The 20,930-nt window shown below is 73.0% G+C and carries 23 protein-coding genes; 12 read left to right on the top strand and 11 right to left on the bottom strand.

All coding sequences use genetic code 11. The features are described from left to right. Positions 1-40: 40 nt before the first annotated feature. Genes MODMU_RS22560 through MODMU_RS22550 form a run of 3 tightly spaced genes read right to left on the bottom strand, consistent with a single transcriptional unit; the run spans position 41 to position 2,480 of the window. Entirely contained in the window at positions 41-649 is a 609-nt protein-coding gene (locus MODMU_RS22560) for a Maf family protein (protein ID WP_014742708.1), read from the bottom strand. Then, entirely contained in the window at positions 646-855 is a 210-nt protein-coding gene (locus tag MODMU_RS22555) for an acyl-CoA carboxylase subunit epsilon (protein ID WP_014742707.1), read from the bottom strand. The genes MODMU_RS22560 and MODMU_RS22555 overlap by 4 nt, the downstream gene beginning before the upstream one ends. After that, positions 852-2,480 carry an acyl-CoA carboxylase subunit beta gene (locus MODMU_RS22550; protein ID WP_014742706.1) on the bottom strand — a complete coding sequence of 543 codons (1,629 nt, stop codon included), beginning with the start codon at positions 2,478-2,480 and terminating at the stop codon, positions 852-854. The genes MODMU_RS22555 and MODMU_RS22550 overlap by 4 nt, the downstream gene beginning before the upstream one ends. Before the next feature lie 20 nt (positions 2,481-2,500). On the opposite strand from MODMU_RS22550, the gene MODMU_RS22545 reads away from it, so the two are divergent. Continuing rightward, positions 2,501-3,325 carry a biotin--[acetyl-CoA-carboxylase] ligase gene (locus MODMU_RS22545; protein ID WP_014742705.1) on the top strand — a complete coding sequence of 275 codons (825 nt, stop codon included), beginning with the start codon at positions 2,501-2,503 and terminating at the stop codon, positions 3,323-3,325. A 70-nt stretch (positions 3,326-3,395) separates the two neighbouring features. Here the strand turns inward: MODMU_RS22545 and MODMU_RS22540 are convergent, their stop codons facing one another. Then, positions 3,396-3,749 (bottom strand): hypothetical protein, encoded by a 354-nt coding sequence (locus tag MODMU_RS22540; protein ID WP_166503584.1) that lies wholly within the window; start codon positions 3,747-3,749, stop codon positions 3,396-3,398. Positions 3,750-3,894: 145 nt separating this feature from the next. Between MODMU_RS22540 and MODMU_RS22535 the strand changes: the two genes are divergently transcribed. The 3 genes from MODMU_RS22535 (at position 3,895) to MODMU_RS22525 (ending at position 6,134) form a co-directional block, all read left to right on the top strand. Next, the gene (locus MODMU_RS22535) at positions 3,895-4,473 is read left to right on the top strand and encodes a hypothetical protein (RefSeq protein ID WP_166503583.1); all 579 of its coding nucleotides are present in this window, start codon (positions 3,895-3,897) and stop codon (positions 4,471-4,473) included. Between the two features lie 40 nt (positions 4,474-4,513). Continuing rightward, on the top strand, positions 4,514-4,963 hold the full coding sequence (locus tag MODMU_RS22530) for a DUF6869 domain-containing protein (RefSeq protein ID WP_014742702.1): 450 nt from the start codon (positions 4,514-4,516) through the stop codon (positions 4,961-4,963). Positions 4,964-5,054: 91 nt separating this feature from the next. Next, positions 5,055-6,134: a hypothetical protein gene (locus tag MODMU_RS22525; protein ID WP_166503582.1), complete on the top strand. Its 1,080-nt coding sequence runs from the start codon at positions 5,055-5,057 to the stop codon at positions 6,132-6,134. 137 nt (positions 6,135-6,271) lie between these two features. Here MODMU_RS22525 and MODMU_RS22520 read toward each other — a convergent pair whose 3' ends face one another. The 5 genes from MODMU_RS22520 to MODMU_RS22505 form a co-directional block, all read right to left on the bottom strand. Further along, entirely contained in the window at positions 6,272-6,556 is a 285-nt protein-coding gene (locus MODMU_RS22520) for a hypothetical protein (RefSeq protein ID WP_014742700.1), read from the bottom strand. A 93-nt stretch (positions 6,557-6,649) separates the two neighbouring features. Continuing rightward, positions 6,650-6,892 carry a DUF7336 domain-containing protein gene (locus MODMU_RS22515; protein WP_014742699.1) on the bottom strand — a complete coding sequence of 81 codons (243 nt, stop codon included), beginning with the start codon at positions 6,890-6,892 and terminating at the stop codon, positions 6,650-6,652. Positions 6,893-7,014: 122 nt separating this feature from the next. Beyond that, on the bottom strand, positions 7,015-7,167 hold the full coding sequence (locus MODMU_RS28775; protein ID WP_166503581.1) for a hypothetical protein: 153 nt from the start codon (positions 7,165-7,167) through the stop codon (positions 7,015-7,017). A 216-nt stretch (positions 7,168-7,383) separates the two neighbouring features. Then, a complete protein-coding gene (locus tag MODMU_RS22510) occupies positions 7,384-8,127 on the bottom strand; it encodes a hypothetical protein (protein ID WP_041795554.1) in 744 nt (247 codons plus the stop codon). Between the two features lie 510 nt (positions 8,128-8,637). Next, positions 8,638-9,243, bottom strand: a complete 606-nt coding sequence (locus MODMU_RS22505; RefSeq protein ID WP_014742695.1) for a dihydrofolate reductase family protein — start codon at positions 9,241-9,243, stop codon at positions 8,638-8,640. Between the two features lie 209 nt (positions 9,244-9,452). Between MODMU_RS22505 and MODMU_RS22500 the strand changes: the two genes are divergently transcribed. Then, a complete protein-coding gene (locus MODMU_RS22500) occupies positions 9,453-10,658 on the top strand; it encodes an IS30 family transposase (protein ID WP_014742694.1) in 1,206 nt (401 codons plus the stop codon). Between the two features lie 54 nt (positions 10,659-10,712). Here the strand turns inward: MODMU_RS22500 and MODMU_RS22495 are convergent, their stop codons facing one another. Further along, positions 10,713-11,120: a hypothetical protein gene (locus MODMU_RS22495; RefSeq protein ID WP_014742693.1), complete on the bottom strand. Its 408-nt coding sequence runs from the start codon at positions 11,118-11,120 to the stop codon at positions 10,713-10,715. 171 nt (positions 11,121-11,291) lie between these two features. On the opposite strand from MODMU_RS22495, the gene MODMU_RS28770 reads away from it, so the two are divergent. The 6 genes from MODMU_RS28770 (at position 11,292) to MODMU_RS22470 (ending at position 19,083) form a co-directional block, all read left to right on the top strand. Then, a complete protein-coding gene (locus MODMU_RS28770; RefSeq protein ID WP_166503580.1) occupies positions 11,292-11,684 on the top strand; it encodes a hypothetical protein in 393 nt (130 codons plus the stop codon). 281 nt (positions 11,685-11,965) lie between these two features. Next, a complete protein-coding gene (locus MODMU_RS22490; protein WP_014742691.1) occupies positions 11,966-12,532 on the top strand; it encodes a PH domain-containing protein in 567 nt (188 codons plus the stop codon). Positions 12,533-12,736: 204 nt separating this feature from the next. Then, positions 12,737-14,209, top strand: a complete 1,473-nt coding sequence (locus MODMU_RS22485; RefSeq protein ID WP_014742690.1) for an acyltransferase family protein — start codon at positions 12,737-12,739, stop codon at positions 14,207-14,209. Between the two features lie 10 nt (positions 14,210-14,219). Further along, a complete protein-coding gene (locus tag MODMU_RS22480; protein ID WP_014742689.1) occupies positions 14,220-15,368 on the top strand; it encodes an exonuclease SbcCD subunit D in 1,149 nt (382 codons plus the stop codon). After that, positions 15,365-16,762: an AAA family ATPase gene (locus tag MODMU_RS22475; protein ID WP_014742688.1), complete on the top strand. Its 1,398-nt coding sequence runs from the start codon at positions 15,365-15,367 to the stop codon at positions 16,760-16,762. Before MODMU_RS22480 ends, MODMU_RS22475 begins: the two co-directional genes overlap by 4 nt. Continuing rightward, entirely contained in the window at positions 16,759-19,083 is a 2,325-nt protein-coding gene (locus MODMU_RS22470; RefSeq protein ID WP_014742687.1) for an SbcC/MukB-like Walker B domain-containing protein, read from the top strand. Before MODMU_RS22475 ends, MODMU_RS22470 begins: the two co-directional genes overlap by 4 nt. 33 nt (positions 19,084-19,116) lie before the next feature. Here the strand turns inward: MODMU_RS22470 and MODMU_RS22465 are convergent, their stop codons facing one another. Further along, complete coding sequence (locus tag MODMU_RS22465; protein WP_014742686.1) at positions 19,117-19,617, bottom strand: GtrA family protein; 501 nt, start codon at positions 19,615-19,617, stop codon at positions 19,117-19,119. 107 nt (positions 19,618-19,724) lie between these two features. On the opposite strand from MODMU_RS22465, the gene MODMU_RS22460 reads away from it, so the two are divergent. Continuing rightward, positions 19,725-20,930 carry a 5-(carboxyamino)imidazole ribonucleotide synthase gene (locus MODMU_RS22460; protein WP_014742685.1) on the top strand — a complete coding sequence of 402 codons (1,206 nt, stop codon included), beginning with the start codon at positions 19,725-19,727 and terminating at the stop codon, positions 20,928-20,930.

The following is a 20,930-nucleotide window of genomic DNA, read 5'->3' as shown; positions in this document are numbered from 1 at the left end:
GCTCACACGGGGGTCAGGGGCGGGTCAACCCGGGGTGTGGTCAGTGGGGCCAGAGGTCGACCAGTGACGTACCGAGCCTCGCCAGCTGGGTGCGCAGCAGGGGCAGCGACAGGCCGATGACCGCCGACGGGTCGCCCTCGATGCGGCGGACGAACGGTGCGCCGAGGCCGTCGAGGGTGAACGCGCCGGCCACGGCCAGCGGCTCGCCACTGGCCAGGTAGGCCTCCAGCTCGGCCGTGGTGGGGGAGTCGAAGTGGACGACGGTGGAGGCGACGCCGACGTCCCGCTGGGTCACCGCGCCGTCCCGGACGTCGAAGACCGCCTGGCCGGTGTGCAGCACGCCGCTGCGGCCGCGCATCCGCTCCCAGCGCAGCCGGGCCTCGGCGACGTCGGCCGGCTTGCCCATCTCCTGGCCGCGGAACTCCAGCAGCGAGTCCGCCGCCACGACCAGCGCGTCGGTCTCCCGGCCGGCGACCGCGGTGGCCTTGGCGGCGGCGAGCAGGGCCACCAGCTCGGCGACGCGGGGGGCCTGCACGGTGCTCTCGTCGACCCCGCTGACCACCACCTCGGGGTCGAGGCCGGCCTGGCGCATCAGCTGCAGCCGGGCGGGGGACTGCGAGGCCAGCACCAGCCGGCGGACGTCGCTCACGCGAACCGCCCCGCCGCACGCCAGCCGCCGGGACCCGGCTGCAAGGGGGTGCGGACGAGGTCCGCGCGGGAGGCCCAGGCACCCACCGGCGTCGGACGGCGCCGGTCAGGGCGGCGCTGGGCGAGGGCAGCGACGACGACGGTCAGCGCGGCGAGCTCCTCGTCGGTGGGCTGGCCGCTGACCACCCGCAGCAGGGGCTGGCTCACAGCGGGATGTTCCCGTGCTTCTTGGGCGGCAGGGTCTGGCGCTTGTTGGCCAGCAGCCGCAGGGCCCGGACGATGTGCACCCGGGTGTGCGAGGGCGGGATGACCGCGTCTACGTAGCCGCGGTCGGCGGCGATGTAGGGGTTGGCGAGGGTGTCCTCGTAGTTGCCGATCAGCTCCGCGCGGAGGGCCTCGGGGTCCTCGGCGGCGGCGAGCTCCTTGCGGTAGAGGATGCCGACCGCGCCCTGCGCGCCGATGACCGCGATCTGGGCGGTGGGCCAGGCCAGGTTGACGTCGGCGCCCAGGTGCTTGGAGCCCATCACGTCGTAGGCGCCGCCGTAGGCCTTGCGGGTGATCACGGTGATCAGCGGGACGGTGGCCTCGGCGTAGGCGTAGATCAGCTTGGCGCCGCGGCGGATGATGCCGTCCCACTCCTGGGAGGTGCCGGGCAGGAAGCCGGGGACGTCGACGAAGGTCAGCACCGGGATGTTGAAGGCGTCGCAGGTGCGCACGAAGCGGGCGGCCTTCTCACTCGCGTCGATGTCCAGCGTGCCGGCGAACTGGGTCGGCTGGTTGGCCACCACACCCACGGGCCTGCCTTCGACCCGGCCGAAGCCGATGACGATGTTGGGCCCCCACAGCGCCTGCACCTCGAGGAACTCGCCGTCGTCCAGGACGTGCTCGATGACGGTGTGCATGTCGTAGGGGGTGTTGGGGGAGTCCGGGATGAAGGTGTCCAGCTCCCGGTCGGTCTCGGTGACCGCCTCGGGCAGCGCGATGTCGACCGGTGCGGTCTCGATCGCCGGCAGCGGGTCGAGGTTGTTGGACGGCAGGTAGGACAGCAGCGCCTTGACGTAGTCCAGCGCGTCGGCCTCGTCGGCGGCCAGGTAGTGCGCGACGCCGGACTTGGTGTTGTGGGTGCGCGCCCCGCCCAGCTCTTCCAGCGTCACGTCCTCACCGGTGACGGTCTTGACCACGTCCGGGCCGGTGATGAACATCTGGCTGGTCTTGTCGACCATGACGATGAAGTCGGTGAGTGCGGGGGAGTAGACGTGCCCACCGGCCGCGGCGCCCATGACCAGGGAGATCTGCGGGATGACCCCGGAGGCGTGCACGTTGCGGCGGAAGATCTCGGCGTAGAGGCCCAGGGAGACCACGCCCTCCTGGATCCGCGCGCCGCCGCCCTCGTTGATGCCGATGATCGGGCAGCCGTTGCGCACCGCCAGGTCCAGCACCTTGACGATCTTCTCGCCGTACACCTCACCGAGGCTGCCGCCGAAGACGGTCACGTCCTGGGAGAACACGCAGACCGGGCGGCCGTCGACGGTGCCGTAGCCGGTGACCACGCCGTCGCCGAACGGGCGGCGGGCGTCCATGCCGAAGTTCGTGGACCGGTGCCGGGCGAACTCGTCGAGCTCGGTGAACGAGCCGGGGTCCAGCAGCGCCTCGATCCGCTCCCGGGCGGTCATCTTCCCGGCCGCGTGCTGCTTCTCCACCGCGCGCGTCGACCCGGCGTGCGTGGCCTCCTGCACCCGGCGCTCGAAGTCGGCCAGCTTGCCGGCGGTGGTGTGCAGGTCGAGATCAGCGGGGACGTGTTCGCCCGCGCTCTCCAGTTCGGCGGCACTCACAGCGCCGTAGCGTAGGTGACGTGTCCGACCCCCACCTCCCCGCACCGGATCGACCCGCGCTGGACGCCGCCGCGCTGACCGCCGCGGTCGTCACCGGCGGCCTGTGGCGGGAGGTGGAAGTGGTCGAGGCGATCGGGTCGACGAACGCGGAGCTGGTCGCCCGGGCCGCGGCCGACGAGCCGGAGGGGCTGGTGCTCGTCGCGGAGCACCAGCAGGCCGGCCGCGGCCGGCTGGACCGCACCTGGACCTCGCCGCCCCGGGCCGGCGTCACCGTCTCGCTGCTGCTGCGCCCCGACGTGCCCGCCGCCCGCCGGGCCTGGCTCTCGCTGCTGACCGGGGTGGCGCTGGCCGAGGCGGTGTCGGAGGTGACCGGCGTCCGCACGTCGCTCAAGTGGCCCAACGACCTGCTCGCCGCCGACGGCACGAAGCTGGCCGGGATCCTGGCCGAGACGTCCGGGGCCGCCGTCGTCGTCGGGGTGGGGCTGAACGTCTCGACCCGCCGCGACGAGCTCCCCGACACCGGGACGTCGCTGGCGCTGGTGGCCGGCGGGCCGGTCGACCGCGCGAGCGTGCTGGAGGCGTTCCTGCGCACGTTCGAGCGCCGGTACTCCCGGTGGGTGCAGGTGCTCGGCGACCCGGTGTCCTCGGGCCTCGCGCAGGACTACCTCGCCTGGTGCAGCACGGTCGGGGCCACCGTCACCGTGACGATGCCCGACGGGTCGACGCTGGAGGGGGTCGCGGAGGCCGTCGACTGGGACGGCCGGCTCGTCGTCCGCACCGGGGCCGGGATCGTGGAACTGGCCTCCGGCGACGTCCGGCACGTGCGCCCGGGACGGGAGGGCTGACCGCCCACGCGTGCCCCGCTGAGCCGGCCCTCAAGCAGGTCTGACGGGGCTGCCTCCAGGGTCGGTCGGGTCACGGACCTCGGTGGTCTGCGACAGGGCGTCCGCCGTAGAGGACGGTGATGTCCGGGCCGACCTCGTGCTGCAGGTCGTAGGCCAGCGTCAGGCCTTCGCGGGTCCACCCGGGGTCGCTCCCCTCAGGGGCGTCCCAGTCCGGCATCCGATCGAGCCAGGACATCAGCCGCTCGCCGAGGGACTCGGACAGCCCCAGCTCGGCCGGTTCGAGGAACTCGACGCCGAGGACCCCGGGGGTCCGGTCGACGATCGGTGACGGGTAGGCGTAGTCCCACTCCAGGGCCACGACCGTCGGCGGGCCGTCGTCACGGACCGTCCTCGGCCCTCGTGCTCGGGACCGCCGCCGCGCCACGGGCGTCAGTGTGACCGAGCGGCGCACAGCGGGGCACCGCAGCGTGTGCGACGGTGCCGTCGTGTCCGCGCCGGTCCAGCAGCTCCCCGCGAGGTCGCGGCCCGGGCGCCTGTGGCCGACCGTCGGCGCGTGCACCCTGCTGACGGTGGGCGCGGTCCTGGCGGGGACGGCGGTGAGCGCAGGTCGTCGTCCGGCACCCGAGGACTCGCTGGTCCCCGGGCCGCTGCCCGCCGAAGTCCTGTGGTTGCTCCTCGCCGTGACGGTCGTCGGCGTGGTCGTCGCCGTGCTGGCCACGGGATGGTCGGTGCCGCTCGCCTGGCGCAGCCGGGCAGGCGTCGCCTGGCTCGTCGTGCTGGTGTTGGGAGCCGTCGCCGGCGTGATCGACGCAGCGGGCGTGGCGATCAACGCCCCGTTGGCGTCCGGGCCGCCGATCCCGGTCTTCCACTGGCTGTTCACCTTCCTGCCGGCCGTGTTCGGCGCCGTGGTGTCGCGGGCGCCGAGTGGTCGTGGCCGCTGCGCCGCCGCGCTGGGCACCGGGGTGGTCACCCTGCCGCTGCTCGCGATGACCTGGGCGCTGTCCGGCGTGGGGCCTGCCCCTGATCGGCTGGCCGACGTCGTGTGGCTCACCGTTCCGCTCGGCGTGGTCCCCCTGGCGATCGCAGCGCTGATGGCGGGTGGCATGGGTCCTGGGAAGAGCCCCGAGGCGGAGCCGCCGAAGGCGTGATGAGCCCCGGCTCGTCGTTCTGCTGCCTAGGCTCCCGACCGTGTTCGAGTCCGAGGCCACCTTCCGCCCGGACGGTTCCTGCCTCCTGGTCGACGTCCTCGCGGGGACGCAGCGGACCTGGCCGAGCGTGACGGCGTGGGCGGCTGACTGGTTCGCCGAGTGGCGGGCCGGCGAGCACGGCGACGCCAGCGACTTCGCCGGCGTCGCGTGCGACGCCGCGGCTCCGGGTGTGGTGGGTGCACTGGTCGTCCTGGCCGACGCGGCCGAGGGTGACGCCGACCTGATCGCCTGGGTGGGGGCCGGACCGGTGGAGGACCTGCTCTCCCACTCGGGCAACGGCCTGCGCGTCCTGGACGAGGTGGACCGGGCCGCCCGCCGGCAGCCGGCCTTCCGCGCCGCGCTGGGCACGGTCGTGCTCGGGAACGACGTGCCCGAACCCGTCGTGACCCGGCTGGCGGAGCTCACCGCCCTGGGCCCTCACCAGTGCTGATGACTCGCCCGCACACGTGCGGTGACCGACCTGCGCCCTGGTCAGCGCTCCGCTACCTTGCCGCGACTGATGCGAGAGCGGGAGGCAGGCGGTGACAGAGCAGCCACCGGGCAGGGTGGGCAAGGGCGGCCGGACCGTCGCGCCAGGACGGCAGGCGAGGCGGCTGGTGCCGGTCTTCGCGGTGCTGACGCTCGTGACCGGGGTGCTGACCCTGGTGACCTGGCTCCAGCAGGCCGACCTCCGGGACGTCGACGACCTCGTGCAGGCCACGGCGACGGTGACCGGCGTCGACGAGCACCGCCGCTCGGGGGACACCCTGCACGTCAGCTTCGAGGCCTCGGGTGTCGGACAGCGGGCCGACATCCCCTACGGCGGGTCGGCCGACACCGGCGATGAGGTGGCCGTCGCGTTCGTCCCCGACGATCCGACGCGGGTGAGGACCGTGGAGGACTGGTACCCGGCCTACGCCAACTGGGGGTTGTACGCAGTCATGACCGCGATCGCGGGCGTGGTCATCGGTGGTTTCGGGTGGATCAGCCGATGGCGGCACAGCCGCTGGGAGTCCGACGACACGGCCGGTGAGCTGCCCGTCGAGGAGTTCGGTCAACGGGTGGTCCGTGGGTCGCCGATCGTGGAGTGGATCTTCGCTGCCGGTGGCTTGGTCGTCGCTGCCGCCTGCGTGTACGGCCTCTTCCGCACCGAGGAGGACCAGGTCGGCTTCTCGATCGGCATCGGGGTGACCGTGCTGCTCACGGGTGCGGTGATCGCCGGCGTCCACTGGTACACCGGCCGGGACGGCGTCTGGGTGACCGACGAGGCGCTGGTCGCGCGTCTACGTGGCCGCCTCAGGTCGTGGCCGTGGGCCCAGGTGCGTGAGCTGGGTGTCGTGGTCGAAGGAGGGACGGCCACGGTGCCCGCCGCCCGCGTCGACGACGGCCTCGAGGACGACGGCATCGGCGCCGACGGCTGGATCAGCCTCGCCCGTCCGGTCGCCGGGCCGTTCGCCGCGCACTCGTGGGGCGCCCGCTTCCGCCGGCTCGCCGACGAGCGCGGGCTTCCGTTCACTGAGGGACTGACCTCCGCGGACCTGGCGGACACCCCGCTCGCCACCTACGTCCGGCACCGGTCGACCAGCAGGAACAGAAGGCCCGATCCCGACGGAAAGGCGTGACGGCAATGCCACCGTCCCGCCGCTCCTGACGCGATCACCGACGAGGCGTGTCCGGGATCGGCCCGACGGGAGGCGCCGACCGCGTCGCGATGAGCGGCCTCGCCAGTACGGGAGTCGACCGCGGAGCCTGGTGCGACCTAGGGCAGCCACTCGTGCAGTGGTCGGCTGACTCGACCGCTCGGCAGGTGGACGTCGTAGCCGGGGAGCTCTTGCTGCAGGTGAGCGGCGAGGCGGAGGCTCCAAGGCCTACCGACCTGTGTCTCCGGATCCGCAGCGGCACCAGCAGTCGGGAACGCCGCGTCGAACCAGGCGCGAAGTCGTGCGATCAACGCCGTGGAGACGCCGTAGGCCCGCAGCTCGTCCTCGCGGAGCGCCCCGTGCTCGTCATCCCACAGGAAGCTGTCTGCGTTCAGCTCGAGCATGAGGGTCAGGCGTCTCCTGACCGGCTGGCCATGTTCCCGAGGCGGCACGGCGGGCATCGTCCCTGGCGGCGTCCCGCACGAGGCCATCGAGGGCTACTCGGTCACGAAGCCCTGAGTCCAGTGGACCTCGTCGAGGTCGTATCGATCGATCAGGAAGGCCTCGGGGTGGTCGCTGAAGCCGGGCTGGGTGACGAGTCGTTGCTGCGCCGATGAAGCTCGGGCCCGGGTCGAGTAGACACCGCAGAGCTTGTCGTCGGTCTCGATGAAGGTCATCTCGGGGTCGAGGTGCTCCTGACCCTCCAGCGGTCGCATGTGCCACAGCAGGTAGACGTCCATGCGTTGCAAGTTCTCCCTTGCTGCGTTGCATGACGGGGTGGCGTCGCTACCGCGGCGTCTCGACGCTTGCTCTGACGTTCAGCAGGACTGTCGGTGCCAGTCCTTGGCTGGAGCTGCCGAGGTCACCACTTGATGACGCGAGGGTCGTCCCAGCCCCAGGTCGGGCCATTGCCCTCGACGGTCAGGTGCCACGCCCCGTCGAAGTGCACGTAGTACTGCCAGTACTCGTAGTCACCGTTGACCAGCATGGTCACCTCGGCTCGGTCGCTCGTCACGGTCACGGTCACCACGCGGGCTCTCGCTGCCGCCGACCAATGGGACAGGGCGAGACGTCGGAGGTCTTGCTCATCTGCCGCGACGGCCGCTTCGGACATCGGCGGAGCGTGGCACGGCCGATGATGAAGCAGTAGGGAATTTCGTTGCGTCCAATGCCCTGCACGGCTGTTGCGACTGGCCGTGTGCGGCCCCAATCGAGCGTCTTGGGGACTGGGCTAGTTGGCGCAGGCCACCTGGTGGAAGCCGGAGCGAGGAGTGCGGCGGTTCACCAGGTCCTGTGCGGCGTCGTCGTAGTCGCTGTACTGCACCGTCTCAGGATCGAGGGTGGCGAGGTCGGCAGCGCTGAAATCGACCTGCCGCAGTTCGCTCTGGGTTCCCTCCGCTGAGGCTATGAGGAAGGACTGGGTGTCCAGGGGCAGGGACGTCGGCGTCCCGCTCCATCCCGGCGGAGGAGCCAAGAGCGCAACCTGCGTCGGGCTCGCCACGGGCGCCGGTGCTGTCAAGCGCGCGAAGACCTCGTTGGGTTGGCTGCCGCGGTTCGGCCCTACGACGGTGACGGTGTCCACCGAGCCGTGGCAGACCTCGAGCATCAAGACGGGTGCGCCGGTCGCGTCCACCGTCACTCCCACCTGACCGTTGATGCCGGCCAGCCCGCCATCGGGGCCGGTGTCCCCAGGCAGGAGGACACGTACCGCAACCAGCCCGACGAGCAGAGCGGCGTCCACCGCCACCGGCGCCCACAGCACCCACGACTTCGGACGCGAGAGGAGCGCCCGGCCGGAGGTCATGAGCATGACAGCGCCCGTGATGGCGGCACCCACCGCGATCAGCAGCAGGCCACCACCGCCGATGTTGGGACCGCCCCAGCTCAGGGGATAGAGCGTTCTCAGGACCCAGTCGGTGATGCACCAGCCGAGGCCCACGGCAAGCAGCGACGCACCAATCCACCACCTCTTCACCCGTGGCACTTCCTCACCCTGTGACTCCCGCCCACGAGGCCGCACAACAGCAGTCGGCGGCCGTCCAGGAAGAAGACCACGACGGGCGGATGCTGGACCGGCAGCAGGCAGCTAGGTCCCCAAGAAGAACCATGCACCCCATGCAGCCCAGAGCCATCGTTCGGGGCTGAAGGCACGCCGTGCCGGCGATCACCAGCGACTTGAGTACCCAGCCGGCTGTCGTGCCGCTGCCGTACCGACCTATGAACTGGTCCGCCGCCGCGGCGACGGGACTGACCGCCGTCGCCTCATACCGCGCCTTTCTGCTACTCACCCATCGCTGGTCCCTGCGCATATCAACACCCGAAGCACGATGATCTTGGGGGTGACCTTGAGGTCAGTTGCTCTCCTGCAACGCCGCCTCGGACGACTCACACCCATCGAGTTCGAGACACTGAACCAGGCCGCTCACGCGGCCTGATCGCCCCTACGAAACGTAGTCAACTCAAGTGGGGGCAGTCCCGTCCCAAGTCACGCAGGGGCGCCGAGCGGCGGGTGCTCGAGGACGCGTGGCTTGTACTCGACGAGCTGGATGCGGCCGTCGAAGGTGCGGTGCTCGATCATCTCGAGAGCGACGTCGGGGTAGCCGTCGTAGATGCGTTCGTCCCCCGTGGCGCCGGTGATCACCGGGAAGATCCCGACCCGGAAGCGGTCGACGAGTCCAGCCGTGAGCAGGGACCGGCACAGGCTGAGGCTGCCTATCGTGCTGAGGAGTCCCGAGCCGTTCTCCTTCATGGCGCGCACCGCTTCGACGGCGTCGTCGCGGACGAGCGTGGAGTTGGCCCACGTCAGTGGCTCCTCGAGCGAGGAGGAGAACACCACCTTGGACGCTTGCGTGAGCTCGTCGACGGACGCCTCTTCCTCGGGCCTGAACTCGTCTTGGCCACTCGGCACCTCGCCGGCGGCGAAGCCCGACATCAGGCGGTAGGTGTTCGCCCCCATCAGATACGTGACCTCGGGCTGCTCACCGAGCCATGCGAGGTACTCCGGGCCCTCGAGGCCCCAGAACCCCGGCCATCCCTCTCCCGATGCGTAGCCGTCGAGGGAGGTGATGAAGTCGACGAGAAGCTCAGACATGGTGGTGTCCCTTCCTCCGGGTGTCACGAGCTTGGACCCGCCGGGAGCCACCAACTCATCGCCCGCGGTGTGGGATGACGAGTGGACGTGACCGGGGCCGCGACGCCCGTCCTCGAGGTCGCCCTGCGGGACAGGTCCGCCCGACCGTCCCTGAGCGGCCGGCGGACTCAGGCGGTCGTCGCAACACCCTTTCGGCGTGAGGTGTTGTGGTGGTTTCGGAATGGCGGCGGGTTCTGGATGAGCGGCAGGAGCGGTTCTGGGAGCTGGTGACGGCGGGATCGTCCTCTTCGCAGGCCTGTGAGGCTGTCGGCGTGGATCGGCGGCAGGGATATCGGTGGCGACGCGACTCGAGCGGTCGACCGCCGGCGGCACCGCGGGTGGTGTCGGCGAGATATCTGTCGCTGGAGGAACGGCTGCAGATCGCCGACCTGCACCTGGACGGCGCGTCGATGCGCGCGATCGCTGCCCGGCTCGGCCGCGCCCCGTCGACGATCAGTCGCGAGCTGGGCCGCAACGGGCCCGTGCCGGCGGCCGGACGGGCGAGGCGGGCGAATTACGCGCCGTACGCGGCGCACAAACGCGCCGGGCTGCGGGCGCGACGGCCCAAGCCGTTCAAGCTGGAGGACGCACGGCTGGCCCTGGCGGTCCAGGCCAAGCTGTGCCTGAAGTGGAGCCCGGCCCAGATCAGCGCGCACCTGGCCGGCGAGCACGGCGACGAGGCGGCGATGCGGGTGAGCCACGAGACCATCTATCAGGCGCTGTTCGTGCAGGGCCGCGGCCAGCTGCGCACCGAGCTGCACCGGCATCTGCGCACCGGTCGGGCCTGGCGCCGGCCCCACGGGTTCTCTAGCCCGACCACGGCGAAGATCTCCGGCATGGTGTCGATCAGCGAACGGCCGGCTGAAGCCGCCGACCGGGCGGTGCCCGGCCACTGGGAGGGCGACCTGATCCTGGGCCAGCACTGCCGGTCGGCGATCGCCACCCTGGTCGAACGCCAGACTCGCTTCTGCCTGCTGGTGCACCTGCCCGACGGGCACGGCGCCCAGACCGTCCGCGACCGGTTGGTCGCAGCGATCACGACCCTGCCCGAGCAGCTGCGTCGCTCATTGACCTGGGACCAGGGCACCGAGCTGGCTCAACACCAGGCCATCACGCTGGCTACTGACATGGCGATCTACTTCTGCGATCCGCACTCGCCCTGGCAACGCGGCAGCAACGAGAACACCAACGGCCTGCTGCGCCAATATTTTCCGAAGGGCACCGACCTCTCCGTTCACAGCGCTGAGGACCTCGAGGCCGTCGCTGCTGAACTCAATGGCAGACCCCGCCAGACCCTCGGGTTCATCACCCCAGCGCAAGCCATGCAGCGGCTACTGTCCGACCCCGAAAAGCCAGTCGTTGCGACGACCGCTTGAAACCGCCGCCCACTTAGAGACACTCGCCAGCTCGCGTTGAGCGCCACGTCGTGCTCAGGTCCGGCGGCCGGCTACGGCCGTGCGTCCGCAGGCGGCCCCGGTCGCGAGAAGCAGAAGCAGCGGGTGCAGGTAACTGAGGCCCTCCAGGCCGTCGCTCCAGCCAGAGGCTCGATATCGGGCTACGCAGACGGCAGCTGCCACGAACTGGGGCAGCACAAGAGCTACCGCTGCGACAGTGGCTGTTGCGATTCGTCGGTGCACGAGGGCTGCTGGGAGCGGCGTGAGCAGGAACACCAGCCACCACCAACCACTTATGAACTCGGTGGTGTACGTGATGGCGTCCTGCCGGACGACGCCGCGTGCGGTGGTCAGTGCCAGCACAGCTACCGCCGTGGAGAGCAACGCGATGCCCAGGACGGCGGCGCAGTCGCCGCGAAGACCCGGAATCTGGGATTTGCTCACGCGAGCATCATCGGCATGCCGGTCTCGGTCGTGAAGTCGCCTACGGATTGAGGCCCGCGTCGCCCTGAGCGGCCCATTCAGGGGCATCGACGTGAACTGCAACCGGGCCATCGGCGTGCGCGGGAAAGACCAGCGATGTGCGGTCGCGTAGGCCCGGCACAATGGATGGTGATGAGCACCCCCAACCACCCGCCAGCACCGACGCCCTACGACGTTCGTGTCGTGAGAAGTGGCTTCCCGCTGAGGCTCGACATTGACGGCGGCCTGTCCGCCCCCGACGGTGGCCTCCTCGCAGCCCTGGTCGTGCTGCCGTTCGGCTGGGTTGCCTGCCGGTTGGTCAACATCATTCGCTTCAAGAGGTCCTGGACCGTCGGCGTGGTGACACAAGCCAAGTGGTGGGGCGGCTCGAAGATCGCTCTTCGGGAGCGCTTCCCAACCAAAGCCGCTGCTGAGGTGCGAGCCCGGGAACTCGAAGCCCGTATTGAAGACGCGACCGTCGTGCTGCCGACGAAGTCAAGCCTCACAGCCAAGCGCCCCCATGGGACACCTGACCCAGGCCGCTAGTACTGAGCTGCGCCACGTTCGACCGTCGAGCGTCTTGGCCCCCTCTGCCGTCCGTCTGTATGTGCCGGGAGTGATTGCGGCGTGAACTGCCGATCAATCTCGGTGTCCCTGAGGCCGCCTTTAGGGACACATCGATCGAGTAGCCGACGGTCGTATCAAGCCGTGCTGGTCCGCAATCGAGAGGTCGTCCGAGCGCACGCCTCGTTGCACCTCCGACTCCGTCGCGGCGCCCGGAGGTCTGGGTGCGTGACTGAGGTGGGGAGGTCGGTCATGCTGGTCGGGTGGCCTATCCGGACAAGGTGCTCGGGGACGACGAGGAGGTCGTGCGGCACCTGCACCCGCACTGGCTGACCGTCTTCTGGCCGATCGTGGGGTTCCTCGTGCTGGTGGGAGCGGCGTCCTTCGGCGCTGCGCTGGTGCCCGACGGCACGCAGCAGGGCCTGTGGCGACTCGTGGTCGTCGGCGCGGCCGTCGTCCTGGCGGTGTGGCTGGTCGGCGTCCCGCTGCTGCGCTGGCGGACGACGCACTACGTGATCACCACCCACCGGCTGCTGCACCGCACCGGCGTCCTGTCCCGGCACGGCCGGGACCTCGGCCTCTCCCGGATCACCGACGTCTCCTACCGGCAGAGCCTGTGGGACCGGGTCATCAACTCCGGCACGGTCACCATCGAGACCGCGGGCGACGGCGGCCCGACCGTCTTCACCGCCATCCCGGACAGCGACGGCGTGCAGCAGCTGCTCAACCAGCTGGTCGAGGAGGACGCCGACCGGCGGGCGCAGGAGAGCGCGGCCTACCTCGGCGAGTACCACTCGCTGGACGGTCAGCACCCCACCGAACAGTTCTGAGCAGGCCCGGGAGCCCGTTCCCGGGCCTGCTCGAGCGTGCAGCTGAGGCGCCTGTGGCGGCTGGGAACAGCTTGGCAGGACCTGCCTACGGCCGTGCACAGATGTTGGGGCGTCGCGACTCAAGACCGGCGGAGTCCTGCCCCTAGCGTCGACGACGAGGGCCATCGGACCGGTCCTTCACGTCAGAACCCCCGGGGGATTCCGTTGTCCAGTGATCTGCGCTCAGGCTCCGCCGAGCCGGCTGTCGGCATCCCGCGCGGGGAGATCCGAGCACTGACCGGGCTGCGTGCCGTTGCCGCCGTCTGGGTCGTGCTGCTGCACTTCCAGCGTCTGCTCAACCCCTACCTCGACCAGGTGCCGCTGCTGCGCTCGGTGATCAGCGCCGGCTGGCTGGGCGTCGACCTCTTCTTCGCCCTCAGCGGCTTCGTCATCGGGCTCGCCTACCTGGAGCAGGTCGGGCGCTCGCCCCGGCCGGGCGCCGTCGGCCGGTTCGTGCTCGCCCGCTTCGCCCGAGTCTGGCCGGCCTGGGCCGTCGTCACCGTGCTCATGGGCGCGTGGGTGTGGGTCGTGCGCAAGGGCGGCTGGAACGCCGACGTGCTGGTCCCGCACCCCGACGCCGACGTGACCCAGATGCTCCGCCAGCTGTCGATGACCCACATGTGGGGCCAGGACGGGTTCTTCGGCGTGAGCTACGTCCTCCCCGGCTGGTCGATCAGCGCCGAGTGGCTCGCCTACCTCTGCTTCCCGCTGCTGGCGGTCTGCCTGCGCCCGCTGCTGCACCTCCCCGCGCCGTTGGTCCTGGCGCTGTCGTGCCTGGCCAGCACCCCGCTGGTGATCACCGCCTTCGAGCAGGGCGTCCCCGACCTCGCGCAGAACTGGATGACCCGGATCGCCTGCGGGTTCGTCGCCGGTCTGCTCGCCGCGATCGCGGCCAAGCGGATCCGCCGCACCGAGCGCACCGAGTCCCTGGCCCTGGCCGGCTCGGTCCTGACCGTCGTCCTCATGGTCTGCGTGTTCATGTGGAACAGCTGGCGCCGCGGCGGCGACCTCGGCCTGGACTACAGCGGCGTCGTCGTCTGCCTGATCCCGCTGCTGATCGTCTCGCTCTCCTTCACCGAGCGCGGGCTGGCCTCGCTGCTCGGCCGGCGGACAATGGTCTACGGCGGGCGCATCTCCTACTGCATCTACCTCACGCACTTCGTCGTCCTCGACGTCGTCACCACGATCGTCTGGCAGGACCCGGCGAAGGCCTGGGTGCCGACGCCGGGCTTCATGCTCGCCGTCCCGGCGATGGCCCTGGCCCCGTTCCTGCTCGCGCCGCTGCTGCACCACCTGGTGGAGGAGCCGGCCCGGGCCCGGATCATGGCGCTGGTGCCCAAGCGCCGGACGGCGCCGCGGTCGGTGCCGTCCGTCGCCGCCGCACCCGAGGCGCCGGTCGTCGCCGACTCGCCCAGCTCGGGCGTCCGCCGGCTCCCGGTGACCGTCGGCGACCCCCGGTCCGGGGCTGCCCCGGCCGCCCGGGTCCGCGAGCCGCGCACCGCGTGGCTCAACGCGGTGTCGACCGGTGAGCGGGTCGCGGTGCCCCGCCCCCGGGTGACGCACCCGGTGCCGGTTCCCCCGGCGACGCGCGGGCGCTCGGGACGACACGAGTCGGAAAGCGTCAGCAGCTCGGCATAGCGTTCACCGCATGCGGTTGCTGCACACCTCCGACTGGCACATCGGCCGGTCCCTGCACGGCTCCGACCTGCTCGCCGAGCAGGAGGAGGTGCTGGGTCGGCTGGCGGAGGTGGTGGTCGCCGAGTCCGTCGACGTGGTGGTCGTCGCCGGTGACATCTACGACCGGGCGGTGCCCTCCGCCGACGCCACGGCCGTGCTCGACCGGGTGCTGATGCGGCTGCGCAGCGCCGGGGCGGCCGTCGTGCTCACCCCCGGCAACCACGACTCCGCCCGGCGGCTCGCCTTCGGAGCCGGACTGATGGCCCGCTCCGGGGTGCACGTCCGGGCGGTCACGCCGGAGCTCGACGAGCCGGTCCTGCTCTCCGACGAGCACGGGGACGTCGCCGTCTACGGGCTGCCCTACCTGGAGCCGGAGATCGCCCGGCACGAGCTCGGGCTCGCCGACGCGCGCAGCCACGAGGCCGTGCTCGCCGCCGCGATGGACCGGGTCCGCGCCGACCTCTTCCTGCGGCCCGGTGTCCGGTCGGTGGTGCTGGCGCACGCCTTCGTCGGCGGCGGGGTGCCCAGCGACAGCGAGCGGGACATCTGCGTCGGCGGGGTGGACCTCGTGCCGGCCGCGGTCTTCGACGGCGTCGACTACGTCGCGCTGGGCCACCTGCACCGGCCGCAGACCCTCAGCGACCGGGTGCGGTACAGCGGCTCCCCGCTGGCCTACTCCTTCGGCGAGGCAGGGCAGGTCAAGCAGGCCTGGCTCGTCGAGCTGGACGGCGCCGGCCTGGCCGGTGTCCGCGCCGTGCCCCTCCCGACACCGCGGCAGCTGACCGTGCTGCGCGGCGAGCTGGCCGACCTGCTCGCCGACCCCGCGCTCGAAGCCATGGAGGACGACTTCGTCTCCGCCCGGCTCACCGACCCGGTCCGGCCGGTCGACCCGATGCGCCAACTGCAGGGCCGCTTCCCGCACTGCGTGCACCTGGAGTGGACCGGGTCCGGCGCGCCCGCCGACGGCCGCAGCTACACCGAGCGGCTCTCCGGCCGCAGCGACCTCGAGGTCGCCGGCGAGTTCGTGCAGCACGTCCGCGGGCTCGCCGCCACGCCGGGTGAGTCGGAGCTGCTCGGCCGGGCGCTGGCCGCCGCCGCCCGTGAGGACGCGCTGCTGTGAGGGTCCACCGGCTGGCGCTGACCGCCTTCGGCCCCTTCGCCGACCAGGTGGCGGTCGACCTCGACGACCTCGGCCGCGACGGGCTGTTCCTGCTGTGGGGGCCGACCGGCGCCGGCAAGACGACGCTGCTCGACGGCATCGTCTACGCGCTGTACGGCACCGTCCCGGGAGCGCGCGGTGAGGAGAAGCGGCTGCGCAGCGACCACGCCGCCGACGACGTGCGCACCGAGGTCGAGTGCGAGGTGACCCTGGGCGGGGAGCGGCTGCTCGTCGTCCGCCGCCCCGAGCAGCAGCGCCCCAAGCGGCGCGGCACCGGGCTCACGACCGAGCAGGCCAAGCTCACCGTCCAGCGTTGGACGCCGGAGGGCTGGGAGCCGGTGAGCACCCGCATCGACGAGGGGTCCGAGCACCTGCGCACCCGGCTGGGGCTGTCCGCCGAGCAGTTCTGCCAGGTCGTGCTGCTGCCCCAGGGTGACTTCGCGCGCTTCCTGCGGGCCGAGCCGGAGGACCGCGGCCGGTTGCTGCGCACCCTGTTCGACGTCGGCCGGTTCGCCAAGGTGGAGGACTGGCTCGACGAGCAGCGCCGGGCCGCCCGCGGCCTGCTCGACGAGGCCCGGCTGTCGGTGAGCACGCTGCTGGCCCGGGTCGCCCAGGTCGCCGACGTCGAGGTGCCCGAAGAGCTCGCCCCCGAGCTCGTCGGCGCGGCCACCGCCGCGCACGCCGGGGCCTGGGTGCACCGGGTGCGCGCCGAGGTGGCCGGCCGGCTCACCGAGCGGGAGGCCGCCGCCACCACCGCCGCCGCCGAGGTCGCCCGGGTCGACACGGCGCTGGCCGCCGCGCGGGTCGAGGAGCAGCGGCACGCCCGGCGGGACAAGGCCCGCGCCGACCTGGCCCGGCTGCAGGCCGAGGCCGACGAGATCGTCCCGCTGCGCGCGACCCTCGACGCCGCCGGCCGCGCCGACCCGGTCCGCGACGTGCTGGAGGCCGCCGGCCGCGCCGCGCTCGCCGCCGAGGCCGCCGAGGAGGAGCTGGCCGCGGTGCGGCGGCGCTGGGCCGCGGTGGCCGGCGGTCGGGCGGCGGACACGCTGCTGTCCCGCAGCCTGCGCGACGAGGTCGCCGCGCTGCGCACGCTGCTGCCCGACGTCGACCGCGCCGCCGAGCTGGCCGCGGCGGTCACCCGCACCTCCCGGCAGGTGCGCACCCTGACCGCGCAGTGCGCCGCCGACGACGCCGAGGCCGCCGGCTGGCCGGCCCGGCTGGCCGAGCAGGAGGCGGTGGTCGAGGCGGCCGCGGCAGCGGATGCCCGGCTGGCCGGGGTGACCGCGACGCTGGAGCGCACCCGGTCGGCGCTGACCGCCGCTCGACGAGGCCGCGGCTGTCGGTGGGCTCGGTGATCGTCAACATGGCGGCCGAGCCGCTGCTGCCCGCCGCCAGCCTGAGCCGCACCGCCGAGGGCCGGCTCATCGGCGCCGACCTGCTCCCCGCGCTGACCGCGGCCTCGGTGCACGGCGGCGTGGAGGTCGCCGACGGGCTCGCCGCCGAGGCGGTCGAGCACCCCCGGCTGGACGCCCGGGTCGACACGGCGCTGGCCGCCGCGCGGGTCGAGGAGCAGCGGCACGCCCGGCGGGACAAGGCCCGCGCCGACCTGGCCCGGCTGCAGGCCGAGGCCGACGAGATCGTCCCGCTGCGCGCGACCCTCGACGCCGCCGGCCGCGCCGACCCGGTCCGCGACGTGCTGGAGGCCGCCGGCCGCGCCGCGCTCGCCGCCGAGGCCGCCGAGGAGGAGCTGGCCGCGGTGCGGCGGCGCTGGGCCGCGGTGGCCGGCGGTCGGGCGGCGGACACGCTGCTGTCCCGCAGCCTGCGCGACGAGGTCGCCGCGCTGCGCACGCTGCTGCCCGACGTCGACCGCGCCGCCGAGCTGGCCGCGGCGGTCACCCGCACCTCCCGGCAGGTGCGCACCCTGACCGCGCAGTGCGCCGCCGACGACGCCGAGGCCGCCGGCTGGCCGGCCCGGCTGGCCGAGCAGGAGGCGGTGGTCGAGGCGGCCGCGGCAGCGGATGCCCGGCTGGCCGGGGTGACCGCGACGCTGGAGCGCACCCGGTCGGCGCTGACCGCCGCCCGCGCCGCCGGGCAGCTCGCCGCCGAGGCCGAGCGCCGGCGCACCGCCAGCACCGACGCCCGGGAGCAGTGGCTCGACGCCCGCGAGACCTGGACCGACCTGCGCGGCCACCGGCTCGCGGGCATGGCCGCCGAGCTCGCCGCGGGGCTGGCCGACGGCGCCGACTGCCCGGTCTGCGGCGCGGTCGAGCACCCCCGGCTGGCCACCGCCGCCGGCCCGGTCGTCACCCAGGACGACGAGGACAAGGCCCGCTCCATCGTCGACGACCGGGAGGAGCGGCTCCTCACCGCCCAGCGCGCCGTCGAGGACACCGAGCGGGAGCTGGCCGCGCTGCGCGCGCAGGCCGGCCCCGAGCCGCTGACCGACCAGGAACGGGCGCTCGCCGAGGCGGTCGCCGCCGAGCGGTCGGTGCGCGAGCAGGCCGCCACCCTCCAGCCGGCCCGGCGGGAGCTGGCGGCGCTGCTCGCCGCCCGCGATCAGGCCACCGTCACCTGGGCGGCGGCCCGCGAGCAGCTGACGCAGCGGCGCGCGGAGCTGCAGGCGACCGAGCAGGCGCTGGCCGAGGCCCGGCAGCGGGTGGCCGCGGCCCAGGGGGAGGACCCGGACCTGGCGGCCCGGATCCGCCGGCTCACCGACGAGGCCGGCCGCTGCGAGGCGCTGGTCGAGGCGGAGGCCACCGAGCTGCGGGCCCGCACGGCCGCGGACGCCGCCCGCCGGCACGCCGAGGAGCGGGTGGTCGAGGCCGGGTTCGCCGACCTGCTGGCCGCCGCCGACGCCCTGCTGGACCCGGCCCGCGCGGCCAGGCTGCGGCAGCGGGTGGCCGAGCACGACCAGCAGTGGTCGGTGGTCACGGCCACCCTCGCCGAACCGGAGCTCGCCGACCTCGCGCCCCGGCCCGACCTCCCGACGCTGACCGCAGCCCTGAAGTCGGCCACCGCGGTGCGGGAGGAGGCGGTGGCGGCGCTCGCCGAGGCCCGCCGCTCGGCCGCCGCGCTCGACGCGCTGTCCGCCGAGCTCACCGCCGTCGAGGTGGAGCTCGACGAACGGCGGGCCGCCGCCGAGCAGGTGTCCGCGCTCGCCGACCTGGTCAACGGGCGCGGCGCCAACACGCTGCGGATGCGGCTGCAGTCCTTCGTCCTCGCCGCCCGGCTGGAGCAGGTCGCCGAGGTGGCCAGCCGGCGGCTGCGCGACATGTCCGGCGGGCGCTACACCTTCCTGCACAGCGACGCCCAGGGGCGGCACGGCGCCCGCGGCGGCCTCGGCCTGGACGTCCTCGACGAGTACACCGGCGCGCGCCGGCCGACCAAGACGCTCTCCGGCGGGGAGAGCTTCATGGCCTCCCTGGCCCTGGCGCTCGGGCTGGCCGACGTGGTCACCGCGGAGAGTGGTGGGGTGCAGATCGACACCCTCTTCGTCGACGAGGGCTTCGGCACCCTGGACCCGCAGTCGCTGGACGCGGTGATGACCGTGCTCGACGAGCTGCGCCGCGGGGGCCGCACCGTCGGGGTGATCAGCCACGTCGAGGAGCTCCGCACCCGGATCACCAGCCGGCTCGAGGTGCTCAGCGGGCGGCACGGGTCCCGGCTGGCGGGCTGACCACCGTCCGGACCGGCCCACTCGCCAGGGAGGTCAGGCGACGATGCGGGCGTCGCCGTCCTCGACCGGGGCGGCGCCGCCGGCTGGTGCCGTCTGCGCGGGGAACACCCACTGCTTGTAGGAGAAGTACCGCAGCGCCGAGCACAGCACGATCGACACCACGTTGGCGATCTGCAGCACAAGCGCGCTGTCCTGCCCGAGCGGGTAGCGGACCACGGCCACCACCGCCAGCCCCAGCAGCAGCGTCGTCCCGTTGATCAGCGCGAACAGCGAGTACTCCCGGCGCACCCCGGTCCGGGCGCGGTGCGCGAACGACCAGTGCCGGTGCGCGAAGAACGCCACCGTCATCGAGACCAGGGTGGTCACCAGCTTGGCCGTCACCGCACCCACCGACAGGTGCGCGTAGAGCAGCTGGAACAGCCCGATGTCGAGCACGAAGCAGGCGGCACCGACCACCCCGAAGGCGCTCAGCTCCTTGAGGACGACGCTGAACCGGGAGTGCACCCGGCGGGCGGGGTCCAGGACTGAGGGCACCCGCCGATGGTAAGGAGCCCACGGCGATCCGGCCGCGCCACCGCGCCCGACCGGGCCCTCCGGAGCGCGGGCGAGCCTGCGCCAGCGCCGTCACTAGGCTCATCAGCATGAACGCGCCGCTCCAGCCGACGACCGGACTCCCCGTCGTGGCGATGGTCGGCGGCGGCCAGCTCTCCCGGATGACCCACCAGGCGGCGATCGCCCTCGGGCAGTCGCTGCGGGTGCTCGCCGCCGACCCCACCGAGTCCGCGGCCCTGGTCGCCGCCGACGTCCAGCTCGGCGACCACCGCGAGCTGGCCGACCTGCGCCGCCTCGCCGAGGGCGCCACGGTGGTCACCTTCGACCACGAGCACGTGCCCACCGAGCACCTGCGCGCGCTGGAGGCTGCCGGCCACCGGGTCGCCCCCGGCCCCGCGGCCCTGGTCCACGCGCAGGACAAACTGGTGCTGCGCCGGGCGCTCGCCGAAGCGGGGGAGCCGCAGCCGGCCTGGGCCGAGGTGTCCACCGTGCACCAGGTCGCCACCTTCGCCGACGAGGTCGGCTGGCCGGTCGTGCTCAAGACGCCGCGCGGCGGCTACGACGGCAAGGGCGTGTTCGTCATCGACGGGCCGGACGAGGCCGCCGACCTGCTCGAGCAGCACGGGACGCTGCTGGCCGAGGAGCGGGTGCCGATGGCGCGCGAGCTCGCCGCGCAGGTCGCCCGCTCGCCGTTCGGCCAGGTCGCCGTCTGGCCGGTGGTGGAGACCGTGCAGCGCGACGGCGTGTGCAACGAGGTCTACGCCCCGGCCCCCGGCCTGTCCGACGAGCTCGCCACCGCCGCCCAGGAGCTGGCCGTCCGGATCGCCGACCGGCTCGGCGTGGTCGGCATGCTCGCCGTCGAGCTGTTCCAGACCGCCGAGGGCATCGTCGTCAACGAGCTGGCCATGCGGCCGCACAACTCCGGGCACTGGACCATCGAGGGCGCCCGGACCAGCCAGTTCGAGCAACACGTGCGCGCCGTCCTGGACTACCCGCTGGGCTCCACCGCGATGACCGCCCCGGTCGTCGTCATGGCCAACGTGCTCGGCGGGGCCACGGCCGACGCCGACTGGGCCGGGCCGTCGCTCGACGAGCGGGTGCACCACCTGATGGCGCACTGGCCCGACGTGAAGCTGCACTGGTACGGCAAGGGCCAGCGCCGCGGCCGCAAGCTCGGGCACGTCACCGCGCTCGGCGAGGACCTGGCCGAGGTGCGCGCCCGGGCGGTCGCCGCCGCCCGGTACCTGGCCGACGGCGTGGTGGACCCTGCGTTCGCCTTCGACGAGGAGCACTGA

It is taken from the genome of Modestobacter italicus (assembly GCF_000306785.1).
Taxonomy (GTDB): Bacteria; Actinomycetota; Actinomycetes; order Mycobacteriales; family Geodermatophilaceae; genus Modestobacter; species Modestobacter italicus.
This window is presented reverse-complemented; position numbering and strand designations above follow the sequence as displayed.

Bases quoted from the DNA above. Each gene is read 5' to 3' on its own strand.
- MODMU_RS22520 (WP_014742700.1), bottom strand. From the start codon at position 6,556: ATGCTCGAGCTGAACGCAGACAGCTTCCTGTGGGATGACGAGCACGGG.
- MODMU_RS22515 (WP_014742699.1), bottom strand. From the start codon at position 6,892: ATGGACGTCTACCTGCTGTGGCACATGCGACCGCTGGAGGGTCAGGAG.
- MODMU_RS22505 (WP_014742695.1), bottom strand. From the start codon at position 9,243: ATGTCTGAGCTTCTCGTCGACTTCATCACCTCCCTCGACGGCTACGCA.
- MODMU_RS28770 (WP_166503580.1), top strand. From the start codon at position 11,292: ATGAGCACCCCCAACCACCCGCCAGCACCGACGCCCTACGACGTTCGT.
- MODMU_RS22480 (WP_014742689.1), top strand. From the start codon at position 14,220: ATGCGGTTGCTGCACACCTCCGACTGGCACATCGGCCGGTCCCTGCAC.
- MODMU_RS22460 (WP_014742685.1), top strand. From the start codon at position 19,725: ATGAACGCGCCGCTCCAGCCGACGACCGGACTCCCCGTCGTGGCGATG.